General features: G+C 74.7%; 22 protein-coding genes. 13 read left to right on the forward strand and 9 right to left on the reverse strand.

The features are described from left to right. Window positions 1-68: 68 nt before the first annotated feature. Window positions 69-890 carry an SDR family oxidoreductase gene (locus tag AES38_RS02930; protein ID WP_053773710.1) on the reverse strand — a complete coding sequence of 274 codons (822 nt, stop codon included), beginning with the start codon at window positions 888-890 and terminating at the stop codon, window positions 69-71. A gap of 136 nt (window positions 891-1,026) precedes the next feature. Here AES38_RS02930 and AES38_RS02935 point away from each other — a divergent pair, with 136 nt between their 5' ends. Beyond that, window positions 1,027-1,503 (forward strand): DUF3151 domain-containing protein, encoded by a 477-nt coding sequence (locus tag AES38_RS02935; RefSeq protein WP_053773711.1) that lies wholly within the window; start codon window positions 1,027-1,029, stop codon window positions 1,501-1,503. A 74-nt stretch (window positions 1,504-1,577) separates the two neighbouring features. Then, window positions 1,578-2,867 (forward strand): adenylosuccinate synthase, encoded by a 1,290-nt coding sequence (locus AES38_RS02940; RefSeq protein ID WP_053773712.1) that lies wholly within the window; start codon window positions 1,578-1,580, stop codon window positions 2,865-2,867. A gap of 232 nt (window positions 2,868-3,099) precedes the next feature. On the opposite strand, the gene AES38_RS02945 is transcribed toward AES38_RS02940, so the two are convergent. Continuing rightward, complete coding sequence (locus AES38_RS02945; protein ID WP_053773713.1) at window positions 3,100-3,552, reverse strand: MarR family winged helix-turn-helix transcriptional regulator; 453 nt, start codon at window positions 3,550-3,552, stop codon at window positions 3,100-3,102. 61 nt (window positions 3,553-3,613) lie between these two features. Here AES38_RS02945 and AES38_RS02950 point away from each other — a divergent pair, with 61 nt between their 5' ends. Beyond that, the gene (locus tag AES38_RS02950; RefSeq protein ID WP_053773714.1) at window positions 3,614-3,982 is read left to right on the forward strand and encodes a VOC family protein; all 369 of its coding nucleotides are present in this window, start codon (window positions 3,614-3,616) and stop codon (window positions 3,980-3,982) included. Window positions 3,983-4,116: 134 nt separating this feature from the next. Continuing rightward, window positions 4,117-4,545: a BLUF domain-containing protein gene (locus AES38_RS02955; RefSeq protein WP_053773715.1), complete on the forward strand. Its 429-nt coding sequence runs from the start codon at window positions 4,117-4,119 to the stop codon at window positions 4,543-4,545. A 22-nt stretch (window positions 4,546-4,567) separates the two neighbouring features. On the opposite strand, the gene AES38_RS02960 is transcribed toward AES38_RS02955, so the two are convergent. After that, window positions 4,568-5,506, reverse strand: a complete 939-nt coding sequence (locus AES38_RS02960; RefSeq protein WP_053775636.1) for an alpha/beta fold hydrolase — start codon at window positions 5,504-5,506, stop codon at window positions 4,568-4,570. Window positions 5,507-5,568: 62 nt separating this feature from the next. On the opposite strand from AES38_RS02960, the gene AES38_RS02965 reads away from it, so the two are divergent. After that, entirely contained in the window at window positions 5,569-6,780 is a 1,212-nt protein-coding gene (locus AES38_RS02965) for a DUF8813 domain-containing protein (RefSeq protein ID WP_244629219.1), read from the forward strand. After that, window positions 6,780-7,265, forward strand: coding sequence for a DUF4411 family protein (locus AES38_RS02970; protein WP_053775637.1), 486 nt, complete (start codon window positions 6,780-6,782; stop codon window positions 7,263-7,265). The genes AES38_RS02965 and AES38_RS02970 overlap by 1 nt, the downstream gene beginning before the upstream one ends. A 39-nt stretch (window positions 7,266-7,304) precedes the next feature. On the opposite strand, the gene AES38_RS02975 is transcribed toward AES38_RS02970, so the two are convergent. After that, window positions 7,305-8,789, reverse strand: coding sequence for a sensor histidine kinase (locus AES38_RS02975; RefSeq protein ID WP_053773717.1), 1,485 nt, complete (start codon window positions 8,787-8,789; stop codon window positions 7,305-7,307). Further along, window positions 8,786-9,454 (reverse strand): response regulator transcription factor, encoded by a 669-nt coding sequence (locus tag AES38_RS02980; RefSeq protein ID WP_053773718.1) that lies wholly within the window; start codon window positions 9,452-9,454, stop codon window positions 8,786-8,788. The genes AES38_RS02975 and AES38_RS02980 overlap by 4 nt, the downstream gene beginning before the upstream one ends. 526 nt (window positions 9,455-9,980) lie before the next feature. Between AES38_RS02980 and AES38_RS16160 the strand changes: the two genes are divergently transcribed. Both AES38_RS16160 and AES38_RS02990 read left to right on the forward strand, forming a co-directional pair. Further along, the gene (locus AES38_RS16160; RefSeq protein WP_256998845.1) at window positions 9,981-10,301 is read left to right on the forward strand and encodes a hypothetical protein; all 321 of its coding nucleotides are present in this window, start codon (window positions 9,981-9,983) and stop codon (window positions 10,299-10,301) included. 70 nt (window positions 10,302-10,371) lie between these two features. Then, window positions 10,372-11,016 carry a GNAT family N-acetyltransferase gene (locus tag AES38_RS02990; RefSeq protein WP_053773719.1) on the forward strand — a complete coding sequence of 215 codons (645 nt, stop codon included), beginning with the start codon at window positions 10,372-10,374 and terminating at the stop codon, window positions 11,014-11,016. Between the two features lie 51 nt (window positions 11,017-11,067). Here the strand turns inward: AES38_RS02990 and AES38_RS02995 are convergent, their stop codons facing one another. Further along, window positions 11,068-11,577 (reverse strand): hypothetical protein, encoded by a 510-nt coding sequence (locus tag AES38_RS02995; protein WP_053773720.1) that lies wholly within the window; start codon window positions 11,575-11,577, stop codon window positions 11,068-11,070. A gap of 410 nt (window positions 11,578-11,987) precedes the next feature. Here AES38_RS02995 and AES38_RS03000 point away from each other — a divergent pair, with 410 nt between their 5' ends. The 5 genes from AES38_RS03000 (at window position 11,988) to AES38_RS03020 (ending at window position 17,206) form a co-directional block, all read left to right on the forward strand. Continuing rightward, window positions 11,988-14,057, forward strand: a complete 2,070-nt coding sequence (locus AES38_RS03000) for a serine hydrolase domain-containing protein (RefSeq protein ID WP_053773721.1) — start codon at window positions 11,988-11,990, stop codon at window positions 14,055-14,057. Window positions 14,058-14,101: 44 nt separating this feature from the next. Continuing rightward, complete coding sequence (locus AES38_RS03005; protein WP_053775638.1) at window positions 14,102-15,493, forward strand: sensor histidine kinase; 1,392 nt, start codon at window positions 14,102-14,104, stop codon at window positions 15,491-15,493. Beyond that, complete coding sequence (locus AES38_RS03010; RefSeq protein ID WP_053773722.1) at window positions 15,490-16,155, forward strand: response regulator; 666 nt, start codon at window positions 15,490-15,492, stop codon at window positions 16,153-16,155. Before AES38_RS03005 ends, AES38_RS03010 begins: the two co-directional genes overlap by 4 nt. A gap of 149 nt (window positions 16,156-16,304) precedes the next feature. Continuing rightward, the gene (locus AES38_RS03015; RefSeq protein ID WP_053773723.1) at window positions 16,305-16,724 is read left to right on the forward strand and encodes an organic hydroperoxide resistance protein; all 420 of its coding nucleotides are present in this window, start codon (window positions 16,305-16,307) and stop codon (window positions 16,722-16,724) included. A gap of 86 nt (window positions 16,725-16,810) precedes the next feature. Continuing rightward, window positions 16,811-17,206: a chorismate mutase gene (locus tag AES38_RS03020; RefSeq protein ID WP_053773724.1), complete on the forward strand. Its 396-nt coding sequence runs from the start codon at window positions 16,811-16,813 to the stop codon at window positions 17,204-17,206. A 13-nt stretch (window positions 17,207-17,219) separates the two neighbouring features. Here the strand turns inward: AES38_RS03020 and AES38_RS03025 are convergent, their stop codons facing one another. The 3 genes from AES38_RS03025 to AES38_RS03035 all read right to left on the reverse strand — a co-directional run bounded on the left by AES38_RS03025 (window position 17,220) and on the right by AES38_RS03035 (window position 19,738). Continuing rightward, the gene (locus AES38_RS03025) at window positions 17,220-18,203 is read right to left on the reverse strand and encodes an ATP-grasp domain-containing protein (RefSeq protein WP_053773725.1); all 984 of its coding nucleotides are present in this window, start codon (window positions 18,201-18,203) and stop codon (window positions 17,220-17,222) included. 70 nt (window positions 18,204-18,273) lie between these two features. Next, window positions 18,274-19,095 carry an endonuclease/exonuclease/phosphatase family protein gene (locus AES38_RS03030; protein ID WP_242430692.1) on the reverse strand — a complete coding sequence of 274 codons (822 nt, stop codon included), beginning with the start codon at window positions 19,093-19,095 and terminating at the stop codon, window positions 18,274-18,276. Between the two features lie 55 nt (window positions 19,096-19,150). After that, the gene (locus tag AES38_RS03035; protein ID WP_053773727.1) at window positions 19,151-19,738 is read right to left on the reverse strand and encodes a YdcF family protein; all 588 of its coding nucleotides are present in this window, start codon (window positions 19,736-19,738) and stop codon (window positions 19,151-19,153) included. Between the last annotated feature and the right edge of the window lie 116 nt (window positions 19,739-19,854).

Consider the following 19,854-nt stretch of genomic DNA (forward strand, 5'->3'; position numbering starts at 1 on the left):
CTGCCGGCGGTGCCCGTCACGCTACCCGAGGGCGCCGACACGGCCGGGCCGGTCGGCGCCCGCGCTGGCTACCCCTTCTTCCCGTGCGCCGCGACCGAGACCGGCTCCCACTCGCGCCAGGTCTCGAGGCGCTGTGCGTAGTCCTTCTCGGCGATGGCGAGCGGCCCGTCGCCGAGGAAGATCCGCAGCGGCGGCTCCTCCGCGTCGACGATGGCGAGGATCGCGTCGCGCGTCGCCGTCGGGTCACCCGGCGTCGTCTTCTTGTAGCCCTCGGCCCGGCGCTCGCGCATGCCGTCGTAGGCGGGGTTCTCGTCGCTGCGCTTGGCGGAGGATCCCGACCAGTCGGTGCTGTAGCCGGCGGGCTCGACGAGCGTCACGTGGATCCCGAACTCGGCCACCTCGAGCGCCAGCGACTGGCTGAGCCCCTCCAGCGCCCACTTCGACGCGTGGTAGATGCCGGTGTTGGTGAAGGCGCTGATGCCGCCGATGCTCGACACCTGCACGACGTGCCCGGACCGCTGCTCGCGCATGATCTCGACCGCGGCCTGCGTGATCCACAGCGCGCCGAACAGGTTGGTCTCGAACTGGCCGCGCGCCTCGTCCTCGGTGATCTCCTCGATCGCGCCGAACTGGCCGAAGCCCGCGTTGTTGACGACGACGTCGAGCGATCCGAAGCGCTCCGCCGCCTGCTGCACGGCGGCGATGCCGGCGTCGCGGTCGGTGACGTCGAGCTCGATGGGGAGCACGGCGTCGCCGTGCCGCTCGACGAGCGCGTCGAGGGTGGACGTGTCGCGGGCCGTCGCGGCGACGCGGTCGCCGCGCTCCAGCGCCGCCTCCGCCCACTCGCGGCCGAAGCCCTTGGATGCTCCGGTGATGAACCAGGTCTTCATGGGGATGTCCTCTCGCTGGGTGCCCCTCCATCCCCCTCCGCGGACGCTGTGAGCGGGCTGACAGCGTGGAGCGCGTCGGTCCGCGGACATCCCGCCCGCCCTCGGGGCACGCGGGACCGCCTTGGTAGGATCGAGTGTGACTGGAGAGAACCTGCTCGGCGTGCCCGAGACGCGCCTGGCCGACGAGCCCGAGGTCGCCGCCCGCATCCAGAATGCCGACGGCGATCACGACACCCTCGGTGCCATCGCCGCCGACCACCCGCAGTCGTCGCTCGTCTGGGCGCTGCTCGCGGACTCGGCCTTCATCCAGGGCGACCGCATCGCCTCGTACGCCTTCGCGCGCGTCGGCTACCACCGCGGCCTCGACTCGCTGCGCAAGTCCGGCTGGAAGGGCCAGGGCCCCGTGCCGTGGAGCCACGAGCCGAACCGCGGCGTCCTCCGCTCCCTCTACGCGCTCCGCCGCGCGGCCGCCGCCATCGGCGAGGAGGACGAGGTCTCGCGCCTCACCGCCTTCCTGCGCGACGCGGATCCCACGGCCGCCGGCCACATCGAGGCCGCGACCCAGGGCGCGCTGCCTCCCACCGAGGCCATCGTCATCCGCGGCCAGGACTGACCCACCGCACCTCCTGCACCACCGCACGCCACCCGATCCAGACCCGACCGACCCGCCCCGACGAGGAGTGAGCCATGCCCGCAGTAGTGATCATCGGAGCCCAGTGGGGTGACGAGGGCAAGGGACGCGCGACCGACCTCCTCGGCAGCCGCGTCGACTACGTCGTGAAGTTCAACGGCGGCAACAACGCCGGCCACACGGTCGTCGTCGGCGACGAGAAGTACGCGCTGCACCTGCTGCCGTCGGGCATCCTCACGCCGGGCGTCGTGCCCGTCATCGGCAACGGCGTCGTCGTCGACATCGAGGTGCTGTTCCACGAGCTCGACGCGCTCGCCGCCCGCGGGGTCGACGTCTCGAAGCTGCGCGTCAGCGCCAACGCGCACGTCATCACGCACTACCACCGCACCATCGACAAGGTCACGGAGCGCTTCCTCGGCAAGCGCCAGATCGGCACCACCGGCCGCGGCATCGGCCCCACGTACGCCGACAAGATCAACCGCGTGGGCATCCGGATCCAGGACCTCTTCGACGAGAACATCCTGCGCCAGAAGGTCGAGGCGGCCCTCGACGCCAAGAACCACATGCTCGTCAAGATCTACAACCGCCGCGCCATCTCGGCCGAGGAGATCGTCGAGAGCCTGCTCTCCTACGTCGAGCGCCTGCGCCCCATGGTCGGCGACGCGTCGCTCGAGCTGAACGCCGCGCTCGACGAGGGCAAGACCGTGCTGTTCGAGGCCGGCCAGGCCACCATGCTCGACATCGACCACGGCACGTACCCGTTCGTCACGTCGTCGAGCGCCACGTCCGGCGGCGCCGCCACGGGCTCGGGCGTCGCGCCGAACCGCCTCGAGCGGATCATCGCGGTCGTCAAGGCGTACACGACCCGCGTCGGCGCAGGTCCCTTCCCCACGGAGCTCCACGACGAGTCGGGCGAGTACCTGCGCGCCAAGGGGTTCGAGTTCGGGACCACCACCGGCCGCCCGCGACGCTGCGGCTGGTACGACGCGCCCATCGCGCGCTACACGGCCCGCATCAACGGCGTCACCGACTTCGTGCTCACCAAGCTCGACGTGCTCTCGGGCCTCGCGACCATCCCGGTGTGCGTCGCCTACGACGTCGACGGCGTGCGCCACGACGAGGTGCCCGTCTCGCAGTCCGACTTCCACCACGCGACCCCGATCTACGAGGAGCTGCCGGGCTGGCAGGAGGACATCACGGGCTGCCGCACGTTCGCCGACCTGCCGAAGAACGCGCAGGACTACGTGATGGCGATCGAGCGCATGAGCGGCGCCCGCATCTCCGCCGTCGGCGTGGGTCCGGAGCGCGAGCAGGTCGTCGTGCTGCACGACCTCCTCGAGGTCTGACCCTGATCCACGAGGGCTGGGCCGACGACGCGCGTCTCGGCCAGGACGCGTCGGACCTCGCGCGCTTCCTCAGCCGCGCCGACGCCCGCACGATTAACCGCGAGCGCCTCCAGGCGGATCTCGACATGGGCCAGGAGCAGTACGTGGCGGCGTGGCGCGAGCTGCACCGGTTCGGGTACGTGTCGTCGGCGGAGCTGCGTCGGCTCGTCGTCGAGAGGTGATCAGCTGACGATCACGCGCCCTCCGCGCGCAGCGACCGCACCATGCTGCGCAGGATCCGCGTGGCCGCCTCCCGGTCGGCCTCGCCGAGGTCGGCGAGCATCCGCAGCTCCACCGCGCGCACGGCCGCGCTCGCCTTCGCCAGCTGCCGGCGGCCCGCCGCCGTGAGCCGCGTCGGCTGCACCCGGCCGACCGCCTCCTCCGCCGGCCGCGTGACGATGCCGTCGCGCTCGAGGGTCTGCAGCAGCACGTTCATGGACTGGCGCGTCACGAAGGCGCCGCGGGCGAGGTCGGAGTTCGAGGATCCGGGGCGCTGGGCGAGGAGCTCCAGGCACGAGTAATGCGTGATGGTCATGCCGAGGGGTCGCAGCGCCTCCTCCATCGCCTGCCGCAGCGCGCTCGCCGCCTCCTTCAGGAGGTAGCCGAGCGAGGTCGGGAGGTCGATGCCGTCGGCGCCTTGACTCATGTCAGCATTCTGACATACGCTCTTCTGTGTCAGCAACCTGACATCGACCTGAGGAGACACCATGCCCGTCACCGGCCCCGACTTCATCTCGCTCCAGGTCACCGACCTCGACGCTTCGCGCGCCTTCTACGAGCGGTACCTAGGACTCGTGCGCTCGCCCGCCGGACCCCCGCACGCCGTCGTCTTCACGACGACGCCCATCGCGTTCGCGCTGCGCGACGTGGTCCCCGGCACCGACATCGCGGGTACGCCGCAGCCCGGCATCGGCGCGGCCCTGTGGCTGCACGCGACGGACGTGCAGGGGATCCACGACGCGCTCGTGGCGGACGGCCGCACCATCGTCTCCGCGCCCATCGACGGCCCGTTCGGGCGCACGTTCACGTTCGCGGACCCGGACGGCTACCACGTGACGCTGCACGACAGGGCGTGACGGACCCGCGCGGCATCCGCCGACCGACGGGTCCCCGTACGATGTGGTCGCCGTGCCCGTCGGGGACCAGACTGGAGGGGCGGCGGGACCCGACCCGCCCCAGGCCGCGCGGCCCCGCGCACCGGGAAGGACCCATGCTCTCCATCGTCTACTCCAGCACCGCCGAGCGGTCCTTCGACGACGTCGACCTCGCGCAGCTCCTGGCGCAGAGCCGCGCGACGAACGAGTCCCACGGGCTCACCGGCCTGCTCGTCCACCGCGAGGGGCGCTTCCTCCAGCTCATCGAGGGCGAGGAGGACGACGTCCGGGAGCGCATGGCCGCGATCCTCGCCGACGACCGCCACGGGCGCATCGCCACGCTCATGGAGGAGCGGATCACCGAGCGCCAGTTCCCCGACTGGACGATGGGGTTCGCGCGCTACGACGCCCGCGTCGCCGAGCGGATCCCCGGCTACCGCGAGTCCTTCGAGGACCTGGAGGGCGACCGCCCGGACGACCGCATCCGGCCGGCGCTCCGCGAGCTGATCCGGTGGTTCCAGGAGGACACCGGCCGGCTGTCCTGAGGGGCGCGGCGCGGGTCACGGCTCACACCGCCGGGGCCGCGCTCCGCCAGAAGCCCGCGAGCAGGTCCGCGCTCGCCTCGGGCTGGTCGACCTGGGCGGAGTGGCCCGCGTCCGCGACGACCTCGTAGCGGGCGCCCGCGCGCTCGGCCATGTCGCGCTGCCAGTCCTGCGGCCAGGCGTCGTCGGCGTCGCCGTGGGAGACGAGCACCGGGACGCCGGTCGCGCGCAGGTCGTCGACGCGGTCAGTCTGCGCCTGCATGATCTCCAGCGCGCCGAGCAGCTGCGCCGACGCCGTGCCGACGAGGCGCGTGCGGAACCACTCCACCTCGGGGTCGTCGCCGTCGAGCTGCTCGGGCAGGAACCACAGCGGCCAGAGCCCGGCGCTGCCCGAGGCGCGGACGGCGGCGATCTGCTCGGAGCGGTCCGCGCGGCTGCGCGGCCCCGAGTTCCAGTGCGTGTAGCTGGCGAAGCGGCCCGGGTCGCTGATCAGCGCCTGCAGTCCGACGACGCCGCCGAAGCTGTGGCCGAGGAGGTGCACGGGGCCGAGGGGCGCGGCCGGCGCGGCGTCCGTCGCGACGTGACGCCCGCCGGATCCGCCGACGCCCGCGAGCGCGTCGACCACGTGGTGCACGTCCTGGCCGAGCGTCTCGAGCTCGTAGCCGGTCGCGTCGACGGGCGGCTCGGCCTGGCCGGGCCCGGTGGATCCCCACTGCCCGCGCTGCGAGAACGCCACCACCGTGAAGCCGCGGTCCGCGAGCGGGCCCATGACCGGGAGGAAGTCCTCCTTCGACCCCGTGAAGCCCGGCACGAGCAGCGCGACGGGAGCAGTCGCCGGATCCCCGGTGCGGGCGGGCACGCGCACCGCCGACAGCCGCGCCGCCGGGACCTCGATCGTGAGGTCCTCCGCGTCCTCGGGCCGGTGGTCGGACAGGGTGCGCGGGGCGCGGGCGTCGGTGCTCATGTCGTCAGCGTAGGCCGGGGGCGGCTCCTGCACAGGGGAGCGATCCTGCTCGGTGCCGCGACATGCCCTCCTCGTCCTGCCCGCGGTCGGCGGCGCTGTGTACATTCGACCCATCGCGCGAGAGGGGCACCGTGGTCACACACGTACCGGTGCGTCCGGAGATGATCGGGTGGGCCCTCGAGCGTTCCCGCATGGACCCCGAATCGGCCAAGTACCCGCAGTTCCGGCGATGGGCGGACGGAGACGAGGCGCCGACGTTCCGACAGCTGGAGACGTTCGCCCGCGCAGCGCACGTCCCGCTCGGATATCTCTTCCTTCCCCGACCCCCGCGGGAGGAGGTGCCCATCCCGGACCTCCGCACCATCGGCGATGCGGGCGTGCGGCAGCCGAGCCCGGAGCTCCTCGACACCATCCACCTCGCGCAACGACGCCAGGACTGGTTCCGCGACCACACGCGCGACAGGGGGCAGCCGGAGCTGCCCTTCGTGGGTTCGGTCGATGCCGACACGGATCCGCTCGCTGTCGCCGCCGCCATCCGGAGCCGACTGGGGTTCACGGTGGAGACGCGGCGCCGAGGGGATGCCCTCCGCACCGCCATCGATCTGGTCGAGGGGCTGGGCGTCCTCGTCATGGTGTCCGGCATCGTCGGGTCGGACACGCATCGGAAGCTCGCGATCGACGAGTTCCGCGGCTTCTCGCTGACGGACCGCCGTGCCCCGGTCGTCTTCGTCAACGGCGTCGATGCGAAGACGGCGCAGCTGTTCACGCTCATGCACGAACTGGCCCACGTCTGGGCCGGCCGTAGCGCTCTCTCCGACGTCGAGCTCGATTCCCCGGGGGTCCACGCCGAGGAGAGGTGGGCGAACGCGGTGGCCGCCGAGGTGCTCGTGCCGCGCGCCGATCTCGAGCAGGCCTTCGAGGGTGACGCGGGGCTCTCATCCATCGAGCTGCTGACGGCGCGGTACCGGGTGAGCGCCCTCGTCGTGCTGCACCGGCTCTTCGACACGGGCTTGCTCCCGTGGGACGAGTTCCGTCAGCGTTACCTCGCCGAGGAGGCCCGGGGACGGGAGCTGGCCGACCTGGAGGTCGACGGCCGGAGCGACGGCGGGAACTACTACAACACCCACCTGCGGCATATCGGCCATGCCTTCGCACGTGGTGTCATCGTCGACACCTTGGAGGGTCGCACGCTGTACCGGGATGCGTTCCGCCTCCTCGGCACGAGGAAGCATGCGACCTTCACGGAGATGGCGGAGAGGCTCGGGGTGGCGTGATGTACGTCCTCGACGCGAATGTCTTCATCCAGTCGCATCGCGCGCATTACGGTCTCGACTTCGTGCCGGCGTTCTGGCAGTGGATCGAGCGGACGTTCCTCGCCGGTCAACTCGTGAGCATCGTGCCCATCCGCGACGAGATCGCCGCGGGTGAGGACGACCTCGCGGACTGGGCGAAGGCGCACCCGCGTCTCTTCGTCTCGATGGACCAGGCATGCGCTCCCAGCCTCGGGACGCTGGCGGGCTGGGTCCTCGACGCCGGATACACCGACGCCGCGTCGCAGGAGTTCCTCTCCGTCGCGGACTATCAGCTCGTCGCGTATGCGCACGCACATCAGTCGACCGTGGTCACCATGGAGCGGTCGGAACCGAAGCGCCGGAGCAAGGTGAAGATCCCCGATGCGTGCGCGGCGTTGAGCGTCGACTGCACCACTCCGTTCGACATGCTCCGGCAGGAAGGCGCCTGCTTCGTCCTCGGCGATTGACCGGAGGTCGCACCCCCTCGCGGTCGCCCGAGACTCGTGTCACGTCGGGGGATCCACCGGCAGCGTCAGGCGGAAGCGCGCGCCCGCGCCCGGCGCGGCGGGCAGGCACACGAGGTCGCCGCCCTGGGCGCGGGCGAGCGCGCGGGCGATGGGGAGGCCGAGGCCGGCGCCGCCGTGCTGGCGGTCGCGGCCGTCGTCGAGGCGCACGAGGCGGTCGAAGATCCGCTCGCGGTCGGCGTCGGGGACGCCGGGGCCGTCGTCGGCCACCGTGATCCGCACGGCGCCGTCGGCCGCCTCCGCCTCGACGCGCACCTCGGAGGCCGCGTAGCGGGCCGCGTTCTGCAGGAGGTTGTCGAGGACCTGCGCGAGCCGGTCGGGATCCGCGCGGACCGCCGGGGGAGCGCCCCGCACGTCGGCGACGACGCGCGTCGCGGGCGTGCGCGCCGCCTGCTGCGCGACCGCCGCCTCGATCGCGGGCGCCACGGGCAGCGGGCGCCCCTCGACCGAGAGGCCCTCGTCGAGCCGGGCCATCGTGAGCATGTCGTCGACCAGGCGACCCGCGCGGATCGCCTCGCGCACGACGTGCACGGACAGGCGCTCGCGCTCCTCGGCGCCCGGGTCCGCGCGCACCAGGGCGTCGGCGGAGGCGCGGATCCCGGCGACGGGCGTCCGCAGCTCGTGCGCGGCGTCGGCCACGAACGCGCGCATCCGCGCCTCGGCGGCGAGGGCCTGGCGCTCGGCGTGCTCGAGGTCGTCGAGCATCTCGTCGAAGGCGACGGCAGTGCGGCCGAGCTCGGTGGTCGGGCGCGTGGGGCGGAGACGGCGGCCCCGGTCGCCGCGGCCGATGGAGCGGGCGACGCCCGTCATGTCCTCGAGCGGCCGGAGGGTCCGGCGCACGACGAGCACGAGGGCCGCGGCCGCGAGCACGAGGAACGCGAGCGAGGCGACCGCGAGGATGCCGCCGAGGGAGGCGAGCGTGTCGTCCACGGATCCGGTGCCCGCCGAGAGCGCCAGCACGGTGCCGTCGCTGAGGTCGGAGCGGAGGGTGATCCCGTCGGACGTCGAGCTGACGGAGCTGGCCGTGACCGTGACGGCGTCGGAGCGCGCGGCGCGTGCCGCGGGCGCCGGGTCGGGGGTGGTGGCCGATCCGGGGGCGCCGTCCAGCGGGTCCGGCCCGGGCAGCGTGCCGCCGAGCGGATCCGGTCCGGGCCGCGCCGAGACCGCGCCGCCGTCGGGGCTCGTGATCTCCACGGCCACGCCCTGCGCGGAGAGCCGCTGCGCGAGCGCGTCGTCGTCGAGCACGCCCACGAGCGCGGCCGCGGCGGACGCCCGGTCGGCCAGCCGGTCCTGGATCTGCTGCCGCAGCTCCGCGCCGAGGATCGCCTGCACCGTGAGCGACAGCGCCACGAGCAGCACCGCGAGGAGCGCGAGCACCGCGAGGACCGTGCGGGTGCGGAGGGACCCGGTGCGCAGCGGCCCGTCCGGGGCGGTGGCCGGAGCACGGCCGCGGGTGCGGGCGCTCACGCGTCCACCCGGTAGCCGAGCCCGCGGACGGTGTGCAGGAGCCGCGGCCCCTTCGCCTCCATCTTCTTGCGGAGCGCGCTGATGTGGACCTCGACGAGGTTCGGGTCGGCGTCGTCGTAGCCCCACACCTGGGTGAGCAGCTGCGTCTTCGAGAGCGTGCGGCCGCGGTGCGCGGCGAGGTAGGCGAGGAGCTGGAACTCGATGGACGTGAGGTCGAGCACCTCGCCGCCGCGTCGCGCGAGGCCGGAGTCGGGATCCACCAGCAGGTCGCCGACCTCCACGACGCTCGCGAGCCGCCCGCGCCGCCGGAGCACCGCGCCGACCCGCGCCACGAGCTCCGCGAGCGCGAACGGCTTCACGATGTAGTCGTCGACGCCCTGGCCGAAGCCGCGCAGGCGGTCCTCGACGGCGTCGCGGGCGGTGAGCATGATGACGCTCGCGTCGCTCCAGCGGCGGATCCCCTCGGCCAGGCGGATCCCGCTCGGGCCGGGCAGCATCCAGTCGAGCACCACGAGGTCGGGCAGGAAGCCCTTCACCTCCTCCTCGAGCTCGACGCCGGAGGCGAGGCCCCGGACGACGAAGCGCTCGGCGGTGAGGGTCGAGACGACGGCGGCGCGGATGGCCTCGTCGTCCTCGACCACGAGGACGCGCGCGGGAGGGAGCATGTGCCGACTGTAGGAGGCGCGGATGGACGCATCCGGCGGGGTGTCCGCGTGGGGCGCGGAACTTAAGCAGGACTTCAGATCCGCTGCGGAGCCTGGTCCTACCGACCCGGCGCACCCCGCGCCGCGGCGGACACGGAAGGAACACCATGGACGACACCATCACGGTCTTCGAGAAGGGCCGCGGCACGGGGAAGCCGGCTCCGCGGAAGCGCCGCGCGGGCATGGCCGTCGGCATCGCCGGCGCCTCCCTCGGCCTCGTCGCGCTCTTCTCCTCGGCGGCCTTCGCCGACGGGAACGGCGGCGACACCACGGGCCAGGCCGGATCCGGGAGCGGCACGACCGCGACCTGCCCCGCGCCGCCCGCGCTGCCGGACGGATCCACGCCGCCCGCGCCCCCGACGCCTCCGACGAACGCGGACGGGACGCCGGCGACCGTGCCCGCGCCGCCGACGAACGCGGACGGGACGCCGGCGACCCCGCCGACGCCGCCGGCGCCCCGAAGAACGCGGACGGATCCGCGGCCACCGTGCCCGCGCCGCCGACCAACGCCGACGGGACCCCGGTCGCGCCGCCGACCCCGCCGACGAACGCGGACGGGACCCCGGCCACCCCGCCGACCCCGCCGACGCCGCCCACGAACGCCGACGGGACCCCCGCCACGCCGCCCGCCCCGCCCGCCGACGGGTGCGCCCCGCCCGCCCCGCCGGTCCGCGCGGACGGCACGGCGCCCACCCCGCCCGCCGGCCCCGCGGCGCCCGGAGCGCGGGGCGGCGCGACCGCTCCCGCCGCCCCGCAGCAGTCCGGCGACGCGCCCGCCACGACGCCCGCGCCCACGACCGGCAGCTGACCGGATCCACCGCCCGGTCGGGGCCCGCGCCACCCGCGGGTCCCGGCCGCGCGTCTGCCAGGCTGGCCGGGTGACCGCCACCGTCCCCGCGCCCGCGCCCCTCGTCGGCACCCACGTCCGCCTCGAGCCGCTCACCCCCGATCACGTCCCCGCCCTGCACGCGGCCATCGGCCACCCGGCGGTCTTCGCGGGCGGCTTCGGCGGCGGCCCGGCCGGCCTGCCCGCCGACGCGCGGGCGTTCGCGGAGTGGGCCCGCGGCTACTTCCGCTGGGACGACCTGCCGCAGGCCGTGATCCTCGTCGGCGGCCCGCACGACGGCGAGCTCGTCGGCACCACGAGCCTCACCGAGCTCGACGTCCGCCGCGAGCGCGCCCACCTCGGCTGGACCGCGTACGACCCCCGCGTCTGGGGCACGGTCGTCAACGCGGAGGCGAAGCGCCTGCTCCTCGGCCTCGCCTTCGACTCCGGCTTCGGCCGCGTCAAGCTGCAGGCCGACGCGGTCAACGCGCACTCGCGCGCCGCGATCCTCAAGCTCGGCGCGACCTTCGAGGGCGTCTGCCGCCGCGACCAGCGCCGGGCCGACGGGACCTGGCGCGACGCGGCGATCCACTCGATCCTCGCCGACGAGTGGCCCGCGGTCCGCGCCGGCCTCGACGCCCGCATCGCCGCCCACGCGGGGCGGCCGGTCCTGTTCCGCACCCCGCCCGCGAGCTGAGCCGGGCGCACGGGGCGCGGGCTCGCGTGCGCCGCCCACCCAGCGGGACGGCTAGGCGGCGTCAGCCTCCACCGGGCACGAGTGCGTGCGCGGGTGCTCGTCCGCATCCGCCGCGGACGCGCCGGATGCGGTCGGGGCAGCGGTGCCCGCCTCCGCCTCCTCGCGCGGCGGGATCCGCGTGACCCGGAGCGAGTGCACGTGCAGCCGGGCGTCCTCCGGCCCCTCGGCCAGGCGGATCACGCCGGGCCCGCGCCGCATCTCCACGTCCACGACCGACGTCCGGTGCGTGGTGCCGGCGGCGAGCGGCGGGTAGCGCACCGTGCGGGTCTGCGCGCCGTCCAGCGCGAAGCCGAGGGCCAGCGGGGAGGGCGCGCGGTGGTCGTAGGTGACGGCGATCCTGTGGGGGCCGTCGTGCTCGGCGACGACGGCGAAGTCGAGGTAGCTGCGGCTGCCGGGGTCGGCCTCCGCGGGCGGTGGCGGTGCGCTGGCGTGGACGCGCGAGGCGTCGACGGCGGGGTAGCAGCGGACGAGGGGGATGGAGTGCCTCCGGGAGGTGCACATCGGTGTGGCGGGACGCAGCGTCGGGATCGGCCGGGGAACCGCGCCCTTTCCTGCGGGCGGCGCGCCGGGCCGGGGTCGGCGGCGGCGCGTGCATCGTGGACCAGCTCGCGCACGTGACGTTCGGACGTCGGGGCGGCGCGTCGTTCGGCCCCGACGATCCGGGGCGACGGGCTCACCATACGGCGTCCGGGCACGTCGCGTGCCGGTCGCGCCCCCCTCTACGCCGACCGCCACCCGTTCGCCGGCGGACCCGACCACCGCGCCGCGTTCCTCGAGGACGCCGAGCGCTTCAAGGTGGAGCTCGTCGCCCACGCCTGACCCGGGACCATCCGCCTTGCGACTCGAGTCGCAACCGAGGTGCCGACTCCCGCGCCCTGTGCGGGAGCCGGCCAGCCGGGAGCGTGGGATGCATGGACACGACACCCCGCTCCACCTCCGCCGCCCCGCCCCGCGGGCGCCGCTCCCGTCGCCTCGCCGCGACCGTCGGCGCGCTCGCGCTCGCCGTCGCCATCCCGCTCGCCGCGGGCGCCGCCACGACCGCGACCCCCGCGGATCCGCCGCCCCCGGCCCCGCCGCAGCACCAGCAGGGCGGCCACGACCTCACGAAGGCCGACGTGGACGCGTGGCTCGACGGCGCGGTCGGCTCGGCGCTGCCGACCACCGGCATCCCCGGCGCCGCCGTCTCGGTCGTCGCCGACGGGCAGGTGCTCACCACCCGCGGCTACGGCCTCGCCGACACCGGCACCGAGGGCACCCCGGCCCGCCCGGTGGATCCCGACCGGACGCTCTTCCGCGTCGGCTCCGTCTCCAAGGTGGTCTCCGCGACCGCGGTCATGCAGCTCGTGGAGGAGGGCCGGCTCGACCTCGACGCCGACGTGCAGCAGTACCTCGACTTCGACCTCGACACCCCGAAGGGCGCGGTCACGCTGCGGCACCTGCTCACCCACACGTCCGGCTTCGAGGAGGTCATCACGGGCCTCATCGGGACGCCCGGCTCGGAGCGGGACCTCGGGGACGTGATGCGCACGGATCCGCCGGAGCAGGTCTTCGCGCCCGGCACCACCCCCGCGTACTCGAACTACGGCGCCAGCCTCGCCGGCTACGTCGCCGAGCGCGTGGGCGGGAAGCCGTTCGTCGACCTCCTGCAGGAGGAGGTGCTCGACCGCGCCGGGATGACCTCGTCGTCCTTCGCGCAGCCGCTCCCCGACGACCTCGACGCGCGCCTCGCGAAGGGCTACCCCGACGACACGCAGCCGGCGTACCCGACGGAGGTCGTGAACGCCGCCCCCGCCGGCGCGCTCTCGGCCACCGCGTCCGACATGGCCCGCTTCATGCTCGGCCACCTCGGCGACCTGCCGGCCGACCAGGCCCTGCTGGATCCCGCCACGCTCGACGAGATGCACCGCCCGGCCCTCGGCGCCGACCAGCTCGGCACCCTCGCCGCCGGCCAGCGCATGGACCTCGGCTTCTTCGACGACAGCACGCCGGGCGTCCCCGCCTTCGGCCACGACGGCGACACGAACGTCTTCCACACGGCCATGCGCATGTTCCCGGACAGCGACGCCGGCATCTTCGTGACCTTCAACGGCAACGGCCGCGACGCCGTCGACACCCTGGAGCTCCGGACGACCGTGCTGCAGGGCTTCGCGGACCGCTACCTGCGCGAGGACGACGGCGCCGCGGCGTCCGCTCCCGCGCCGCAGGGCGACCCCGAGGCCGCCGCCGCGCTCGCCGGCACCTGGCTCTCCTCCCGCTCGCCGTTCTCGAACCCGGGTGCGCTGCTGAACCTCAGCGGTCAGACCGAGATCGTGCCGCGCGCCGACGGCACCGTCGCCATCACCCCGAAGCCGCTCGGCGTCACGACGGGCGTCTACGAGAAGGTGGGCGACGACCTGTGGCGCGAGGTCGGCGGCGACGCCGTGATCGCGACGCGCGCCTCCGCCGACGGCGGCCCGGTCGACGCGATCGCGTGGGGCGCGTCCTTCACGCTCCTCCGGGCGGAGCCGTGGCAGGTCGCCTCGACGGCCATCCCCGGGCTGCTCGCCGCCGTGGCCGTGCTCCTCGTCTCGGTCGTCGTGTGGCCGGTCACCGCCGTCGCCGGGTTCGGCCGTCGTCGCCGCGCCCGCGCCGACTCCGCCGACGACGCCGTGGCGACGCCGCGCCCCCGCCGCAGCCGCACGCTCCTGCTGTCCCGCATCGGGCAGGCCGTGACGCTCGTGGCGCTCCTCGGCTGGACGGCCGCGGCCGTGCAGGCGCTCTCCCTCGTGGACGTCGGCGCGGGCACGCTCCGTACCCTCCAGGCGCTGCAGGTGGTCGGCGTCCTGGCCGTGATCCCCGCCGCGCTCGCCGTGTGGCAGGCCGTCCGCTCGCGGCGCGGGCTGTGGATCGTCGTGGGCCGCGCGCTCGTGCTCGTCGCGCTGATCGGCGTCGCGGCCTTCGCGATCGGGTTCCGCCTGCTCGCGCCGAGCGTGAGCTACTGATGCGCGACGGCGGCGGCGGCCGGCCCGCCTGGCATGCTCGGAGCGTGACCGATCCGACGCCCGCGCCCCCCGCGGTCGACGGCGCGCCCGTCCCGCCCCGCCGTCCCACGGCCGGCCGGCCCGTCGTCGCCCTCGGCGACCGGGCCCGGCGCGGCCTCGACCGGCTCGGGATCCGCACCGACGACGGACGCGACGCGGCCGCCGCGGCCGCCTGGGCGCTCATGACGGTGCTGCTCCTCGGGGTGCTCGCCGCGCTCGTCTGGGCGGACGGCACCCTGCGCACCATGTCCCCGGCGCAGGGGGCGGTCATCGCGGCCATCGCCCTCGTCCAGTGCGCGCCCCTCGCGGCCCGGAGACGGCGCCCGCGGACGACGCTCCTGGCGGTGTCGGCGCTCCAGGCCGCCCTGATCGCGGTGCTCCCGCCGGAGTTCGGGTTCTGGGCCGCGGCGCCCGTCGTCGCGGCCTACACGGTCGGGGCGGTGCTCCCGGCCGGATCCGCGGTGCGCGTCGTCGCGGCGGCCGTCGGCATCGAGGCGGTGGGCGCCGTCCTCGCCGCCACCGGCCACGTCCGCGCGCTGCTCGTGCCCGACTCCGTCGACGTCCGCCTCGGCGTCGACACGGTCGTCTCGGCGACCTCGATCCTCGTCAGCGGGATCCTCATCGCCGTCGCGAGCGCCGCCGTCGGCTCCTGGGTCGCCCTGCGCCGCCGTCACGACCGCGACACGCTGGCCCGCGCGGCGGAGTCGCTCGAGCACCAGGCCGCGCTCACCCGGGCCGCGGTCTCCGCGGAGCGCACCCGGATGGCGCGCGAGCTGCACGACGTGGCCGCGCACCACCTCACGGCCCTCGTCGTGCAGGCGGGCGCCGCCGAGCGGCTCGTGGACCTCGATCCCGACCTCGCCAAGGACTCCCTCCGCGGCATCCGGGTGCAGGGCCGCGAGACCCTCGACGCGCTGCGCTCCATCGTCGGGATCCTGCGGCAGACGGACGACGGCCCCACCGGCGGTGCGGACCGCGGCACCGACCCGGTCCCCGGCCTCGCCGACGTCGGCGGCCTCGTCGACGCGGCGCGCGCCTCCGGCACCGAGGTCGAGGAGCGCACGTCGGGGGACCTCCCCGCGCTCGCGCCCCTCGCCGACGTGACCGCGTACCGCACCGTGCAGGAGTCCCTGGCGAACGCGCGCCGCCACGCGCCGGGATCCGCCGTCACCCTCACCCTGGACGCCCGTCCGACGCGCCTCGCCCTCGAGGTCGAGAACCGGCTCCCGGCCACGGCGCCCGCCGGCGCCCCCGGCTACGGCCTCGTCGGCATGCGCGAGCGGGCTGCGCTCGTCGGCGGGCACCTGGAGGCGGGCCCGACCGGATCCGGCACCTGGCGCGTGCGCCTCGAGCTCCCGGTCGAGCCCGTCGCCGCCGGCCGGGCGGGCGCCGCGTGATCCGCGTGGTGCTGGTCGACGACCAGTCCATCGTGCGCGCGGGCTTCCGCGTGGTGCTCGAGACGGCGGGCGGGATCGAGGTGGTCGGCGAGGCGTCGGGCGGCCGCGAGGCCGTCGAGCTCGTGCGCCGCCTCGCACCCGACGTCGTGGTGATGGACGTCCGGATGCCGGGCGGCGACGGCATCGAGGCGACCCGCGCGATCACGGGGGCCGACGACGACGCCGCCCGCGCGGATCCCGCCCCCGCCGTCCTCGTCGCCACCACCTTCGACCTCGACGAGTACGTCTTCGGCGCCCTCGAGGCCGGCGCCCGCGGCTTCGTGCTCAAGGACGCCGAGCCCGACGAGTTCATCCAGGCCGTCCGCGCCCTCGCCGCCGGGCAGGCCGCCCTCGACGGCGTCACCACGCGCCGCGTCATGGCCGAGTTCACGCGCCGCCGCGCCGCGAGCGCCGTGAACCCGGGCGCGGACGTGCTCACGCCGCGCGAGCAGGACATCGTGCGTCTCCTCGGCGACGGCCTCTCCAACGACGAGATCGGCGGCCGGCTCGTGATCGAGACGAGCACCGTGAAGTCGCACCTCACCCGGATCATGACCAAGCTCGGCACGCGCGACCGCCTGCAGACCGTGGTCTGGGGCTACCGCTCGGGCCTCCTGCCCTGACCGGATGCATGCCGGCACGACGTGCCCGCCGACGCGCCCGGGACCCCGCGCGCGCCACCGCCGGCGTTCGCCCGCGGTCCACCGTCCGTGCCGCGAACGTCCATGGGGAGCGGCGCCCGCTCCCAGGTCCGACGTGGTCTGATGGATCCATGGAATCCATCTACACCGCTATCGCGCACGCCTCCGGCGGAGGACGCGACGGACACGTCCGCAGCGAGGACGACCGCATCGACTTCGACACCCGTCCCCCCAAGGAGATGGGCGGCTCGGGCGAGGGCACGAACCCGGAGCAGCTCTTCGCCGCCGGGTACAGCGCCTGCTTCCTCGGCGCCACCCACCTCGTCGGCAAGAACGCCGGCGTCGACACGAAGGACGCCGAGGTCTCGGCCAGCGTCTCCATCGGCGACAACGGGCAGGGCGGCTTCGGCCTCGCGGTCGAGCTCGACGTCTACCTCCCGAACGTGGCGCCCGAGCGCCGCCAGGAGATCGCGGACGCGGCCCACCAGGTCTGCCCGTACTCCAACGCCACCCGCGGCAACATCGAGGTCACGATCTCCATCGTCGACTGATCCGCACCCGCACGACCCGTGAGGCGGGCGTCCCCGATGGGGACGCCCGCCTCCGTCGTCCCGGCCCCGATCGGTAGGGTCGAGCCATGCCTGAGAACACCGGCCCCGCAGGGGCGCCCCTCGACGACGACGCCCGAACCGCCCTCGAGGAGCTGGGGGAGATCCGCGGCAGCATCGACAACATCGACGCCGCGCTCGTCCACCTGCTGGCCGAGCGGTTCAAGTTCACGCAGCAGGTCGGCCGGCTCAAGGCCGCGCACGGGCTGCCCGCGGCGGATCCCGAGCGCGAGCGCCGCCAGATCCTCCGCCTCCGCGCGCTCGCCGAGGAGTCGCGGCTCGACCCGGCCTTCGCGGAGAAGTTCCTGAACTTCATCGTCGCGGAGGTCATCCACCACCACACGCAGATCGCCGAGGAGGAGGGCGCCGCCACTCCCGCGTCCACCTCCGCGGTCGCGCCCGAGGACGGCGGCCCGACGGCCTGACGCCGCCGGGCGCTCACGCCCCGGGGTAGGTCTCCCGCAGCACGCGCTCGAGCAGCTCCGCCACCGCGCCCGGCCCGGACGCGTCCGCGACCGCCTCGACGCCGGCGTTGTAGTTGGTGTTCGTGTTCACGTCGTAGGTCACGAGGCGGCCGTCGGCGGTCTCGATGAACTCGATGCCGGCCACCTCGATCCCGAGCCCGGCGAGGAACGCGACGTAGCGCTCCACGAGCGGGTGGTCGGCCGTGATGTCCTCCCGCAGCGAGAAGATCGTGTCGCCCGGCTGCTGCGCGATGGTCGCGCCGGGCGGCATCACGAGCGCGCCCGTCGTCGGGTCGATGGCGCAGGCGTCCGCGGGGCAGAGCTGGTAGCCGCCGCGCGCGGTGTCGGCCTGGATCGCGTAGACGAACCGCCCGCCCACGATCTCGACGCGCGTCACCCGCGGCGTCGCGGCCTCCAGGTACTCCTGCAGCAGCGTGATCCCGTCCTGCGGCTCCTCGAAGTCCGGCCCCTCCACGTACGCGGCCAGCTCCTCGACGCTGTCGAACCGGCGGACGCCGAGCCCCTTGCCGCCCTGGTTGTGCTTCGTGATGAACGGCGTCGGCAGGCCGCGCGCCGCCTCGACGATCCGGTGGCTGCCGATCACGGCGCGCGTGCGCGGCACCTCGATGCCCGCGGCGCGGAGCGCGGTGAGCTGGTCGACCTTGCTCACCTCGAGCTCGATGGTGCGGCGGCCGTTGACCGTGCGGCGGCCGTGCGCCTCCAGCCACGACATGAGCGCGCGCGTGTAGTCCTTGGAGAGCGCATGGTCGCGCGTGTGGGCCGAGGCGCTGATCCGCGACCAGAAGATGCCCTCGGGCGGCGCCTCGTCGATCTCCAGCACCCCGTCGGTGAGGAGCCACTCCTCGTACGGCACGCCGCGCGCGTCGAGCGCTGCGGCGAACGGCCCGAACCACTCGGGGTTCTCGTGGATGGCGAATACCTTCGGTGCGGTGGTCATCCACCCAGGCTACGAGGCCCGCCGGCCGCTGCCGGACGCATGGCGGTCCGCGTCGGCCGCGCCGACGGGGTCAGCTGAGGCGCACGAGCGCCTGCACGGGCAGGTGGTCGCTCATCATCCGCCCGCGCCAGGCGAAGTCGTTGATCGCGGCGGCGCGGACGTCCACGCGGTCGCTCACGAGGATCCAGTCGATGCGCGGCCCGTCGACGACCGGCGGCCGGTAGTCGGGGAACGTGCCGAACGCGGGGGTGGCCTGGCGCGCGGTGTCGAGCCAGGAGTCGCGGAGGCCGGCGCGGCGGGTGAGCACGTCGTAGGGGAACGAGTCGACGGGCGCGTTGAAGTCGCCCATGAGCACGAGCGGCATGCCGGCGAAGCGCGTGCGGACGAGCTCGGCGATGGCCTCGGCGGCCCGGTCGCGCGCCTCGGCGACGTCGTGGTCGAGGTGCGTGTCGAGCACGACGAGCGGGTGGCCGGTGGCCTCGTCCTGGAAGCGGGCCCAGGTGAGGATCCGCGGCATGGGGTTGCCCCACGTCATGCTGCCGATCACGTCCGGGGTGTCCGAGAGCCACATCACGTCGTGCTCGAGGAGGGTGAGGCGGGACGCCTGGTAGAAGATCGCGCCGTGCTCGCCGTGGCTGCCGCCCTCGCGGCCCTGCCCGACCATGCGGTACGACGGCGGCAGCGCCTTCTCGATCGCCTGCACCTGCGGCCACAGCGCCTCCTGCACGCCGAGCACCGTGGGCCGCTCCTGCTGCAGGAAGCGCGTGAGCACCTCCTGGCGCTCGGGCCAGTGGTCGGCCTCGCCCTCGCGGGTGCCGTGCCAGGGCATGCGCACGTTGAGGGAGACGAGGTGGAGGTCGTCGCCGGTCGTCGGGCCGATCGCGAGGGTCATGCCGTCCATTCAACCCCGCCCGGCCGACCGCGCGGGTCGCGACGCGACGATCGGGTCAGCAGCCGGGCGTGACGAGGGCCTTCACGAACGCGCCGGTCTGGTAGGTGTACTGCGAGACCCACTGGCGGAAGCCGAAGTCCACCGGGTCCTCGACCACCATCAGGTCGCCGTCGAAGCACCGGTCGAAGATCAGCTGCGTGCGCGTCACGTGCGGGGTCCAGGTGATGACGATGGCGCTCGTCCAGCCGTTCTCCGCGGACTTCTCCTTGAGGTAGCGCGCCTCGCCCTGCGTCGTGAAGGGCGACGGGGTGTCGCACGTGACGGGGTAGGGGAACTCGCCGTTGCACGCCGCGAGCTCCGCGGCCGACTGCGGCCCGGTGGACGGCACGGAGAAGACGACGGTGTCGGAGTAGCCCTCGTCGACGAGCTTCGCCGCGAGGTCGCGGCGGGTGGGGTTGGGCGGCCCGATGACGTAGATCACGTCGGCCTTGTCCGGCTGGCTGGCAGGCGGGAGCACGAAGAGCGGGATCCCCGCGAGCAGCCACGCGAGCAGCAGCACGAACAGGGCCAGGAGGGTGCGCAGGATCCATCGACGTGCGCGACCCGCACGGCGGGCGGGGGTGGTGGCGGTGCTGGGTGTCAACGTGTGCTCTCGGCCTGGAGGATCCGCGGGGGCGGGATGCGGGCATGCGGGCATGCGGGGGCGGGTGGCTGTCCCCCGGCGGCTCGTCGAGCCTATGGGGGCGGGTGCCGGCTGCT

This window comes from Clavibacter capsici (assembly GCF_001280205.1).
GTDB lineage: Bacteria > Actinomycetota > Actinomycetes > Actinomycetales > Microbacteriaceae > Clavibacter > Clavibacter capsici.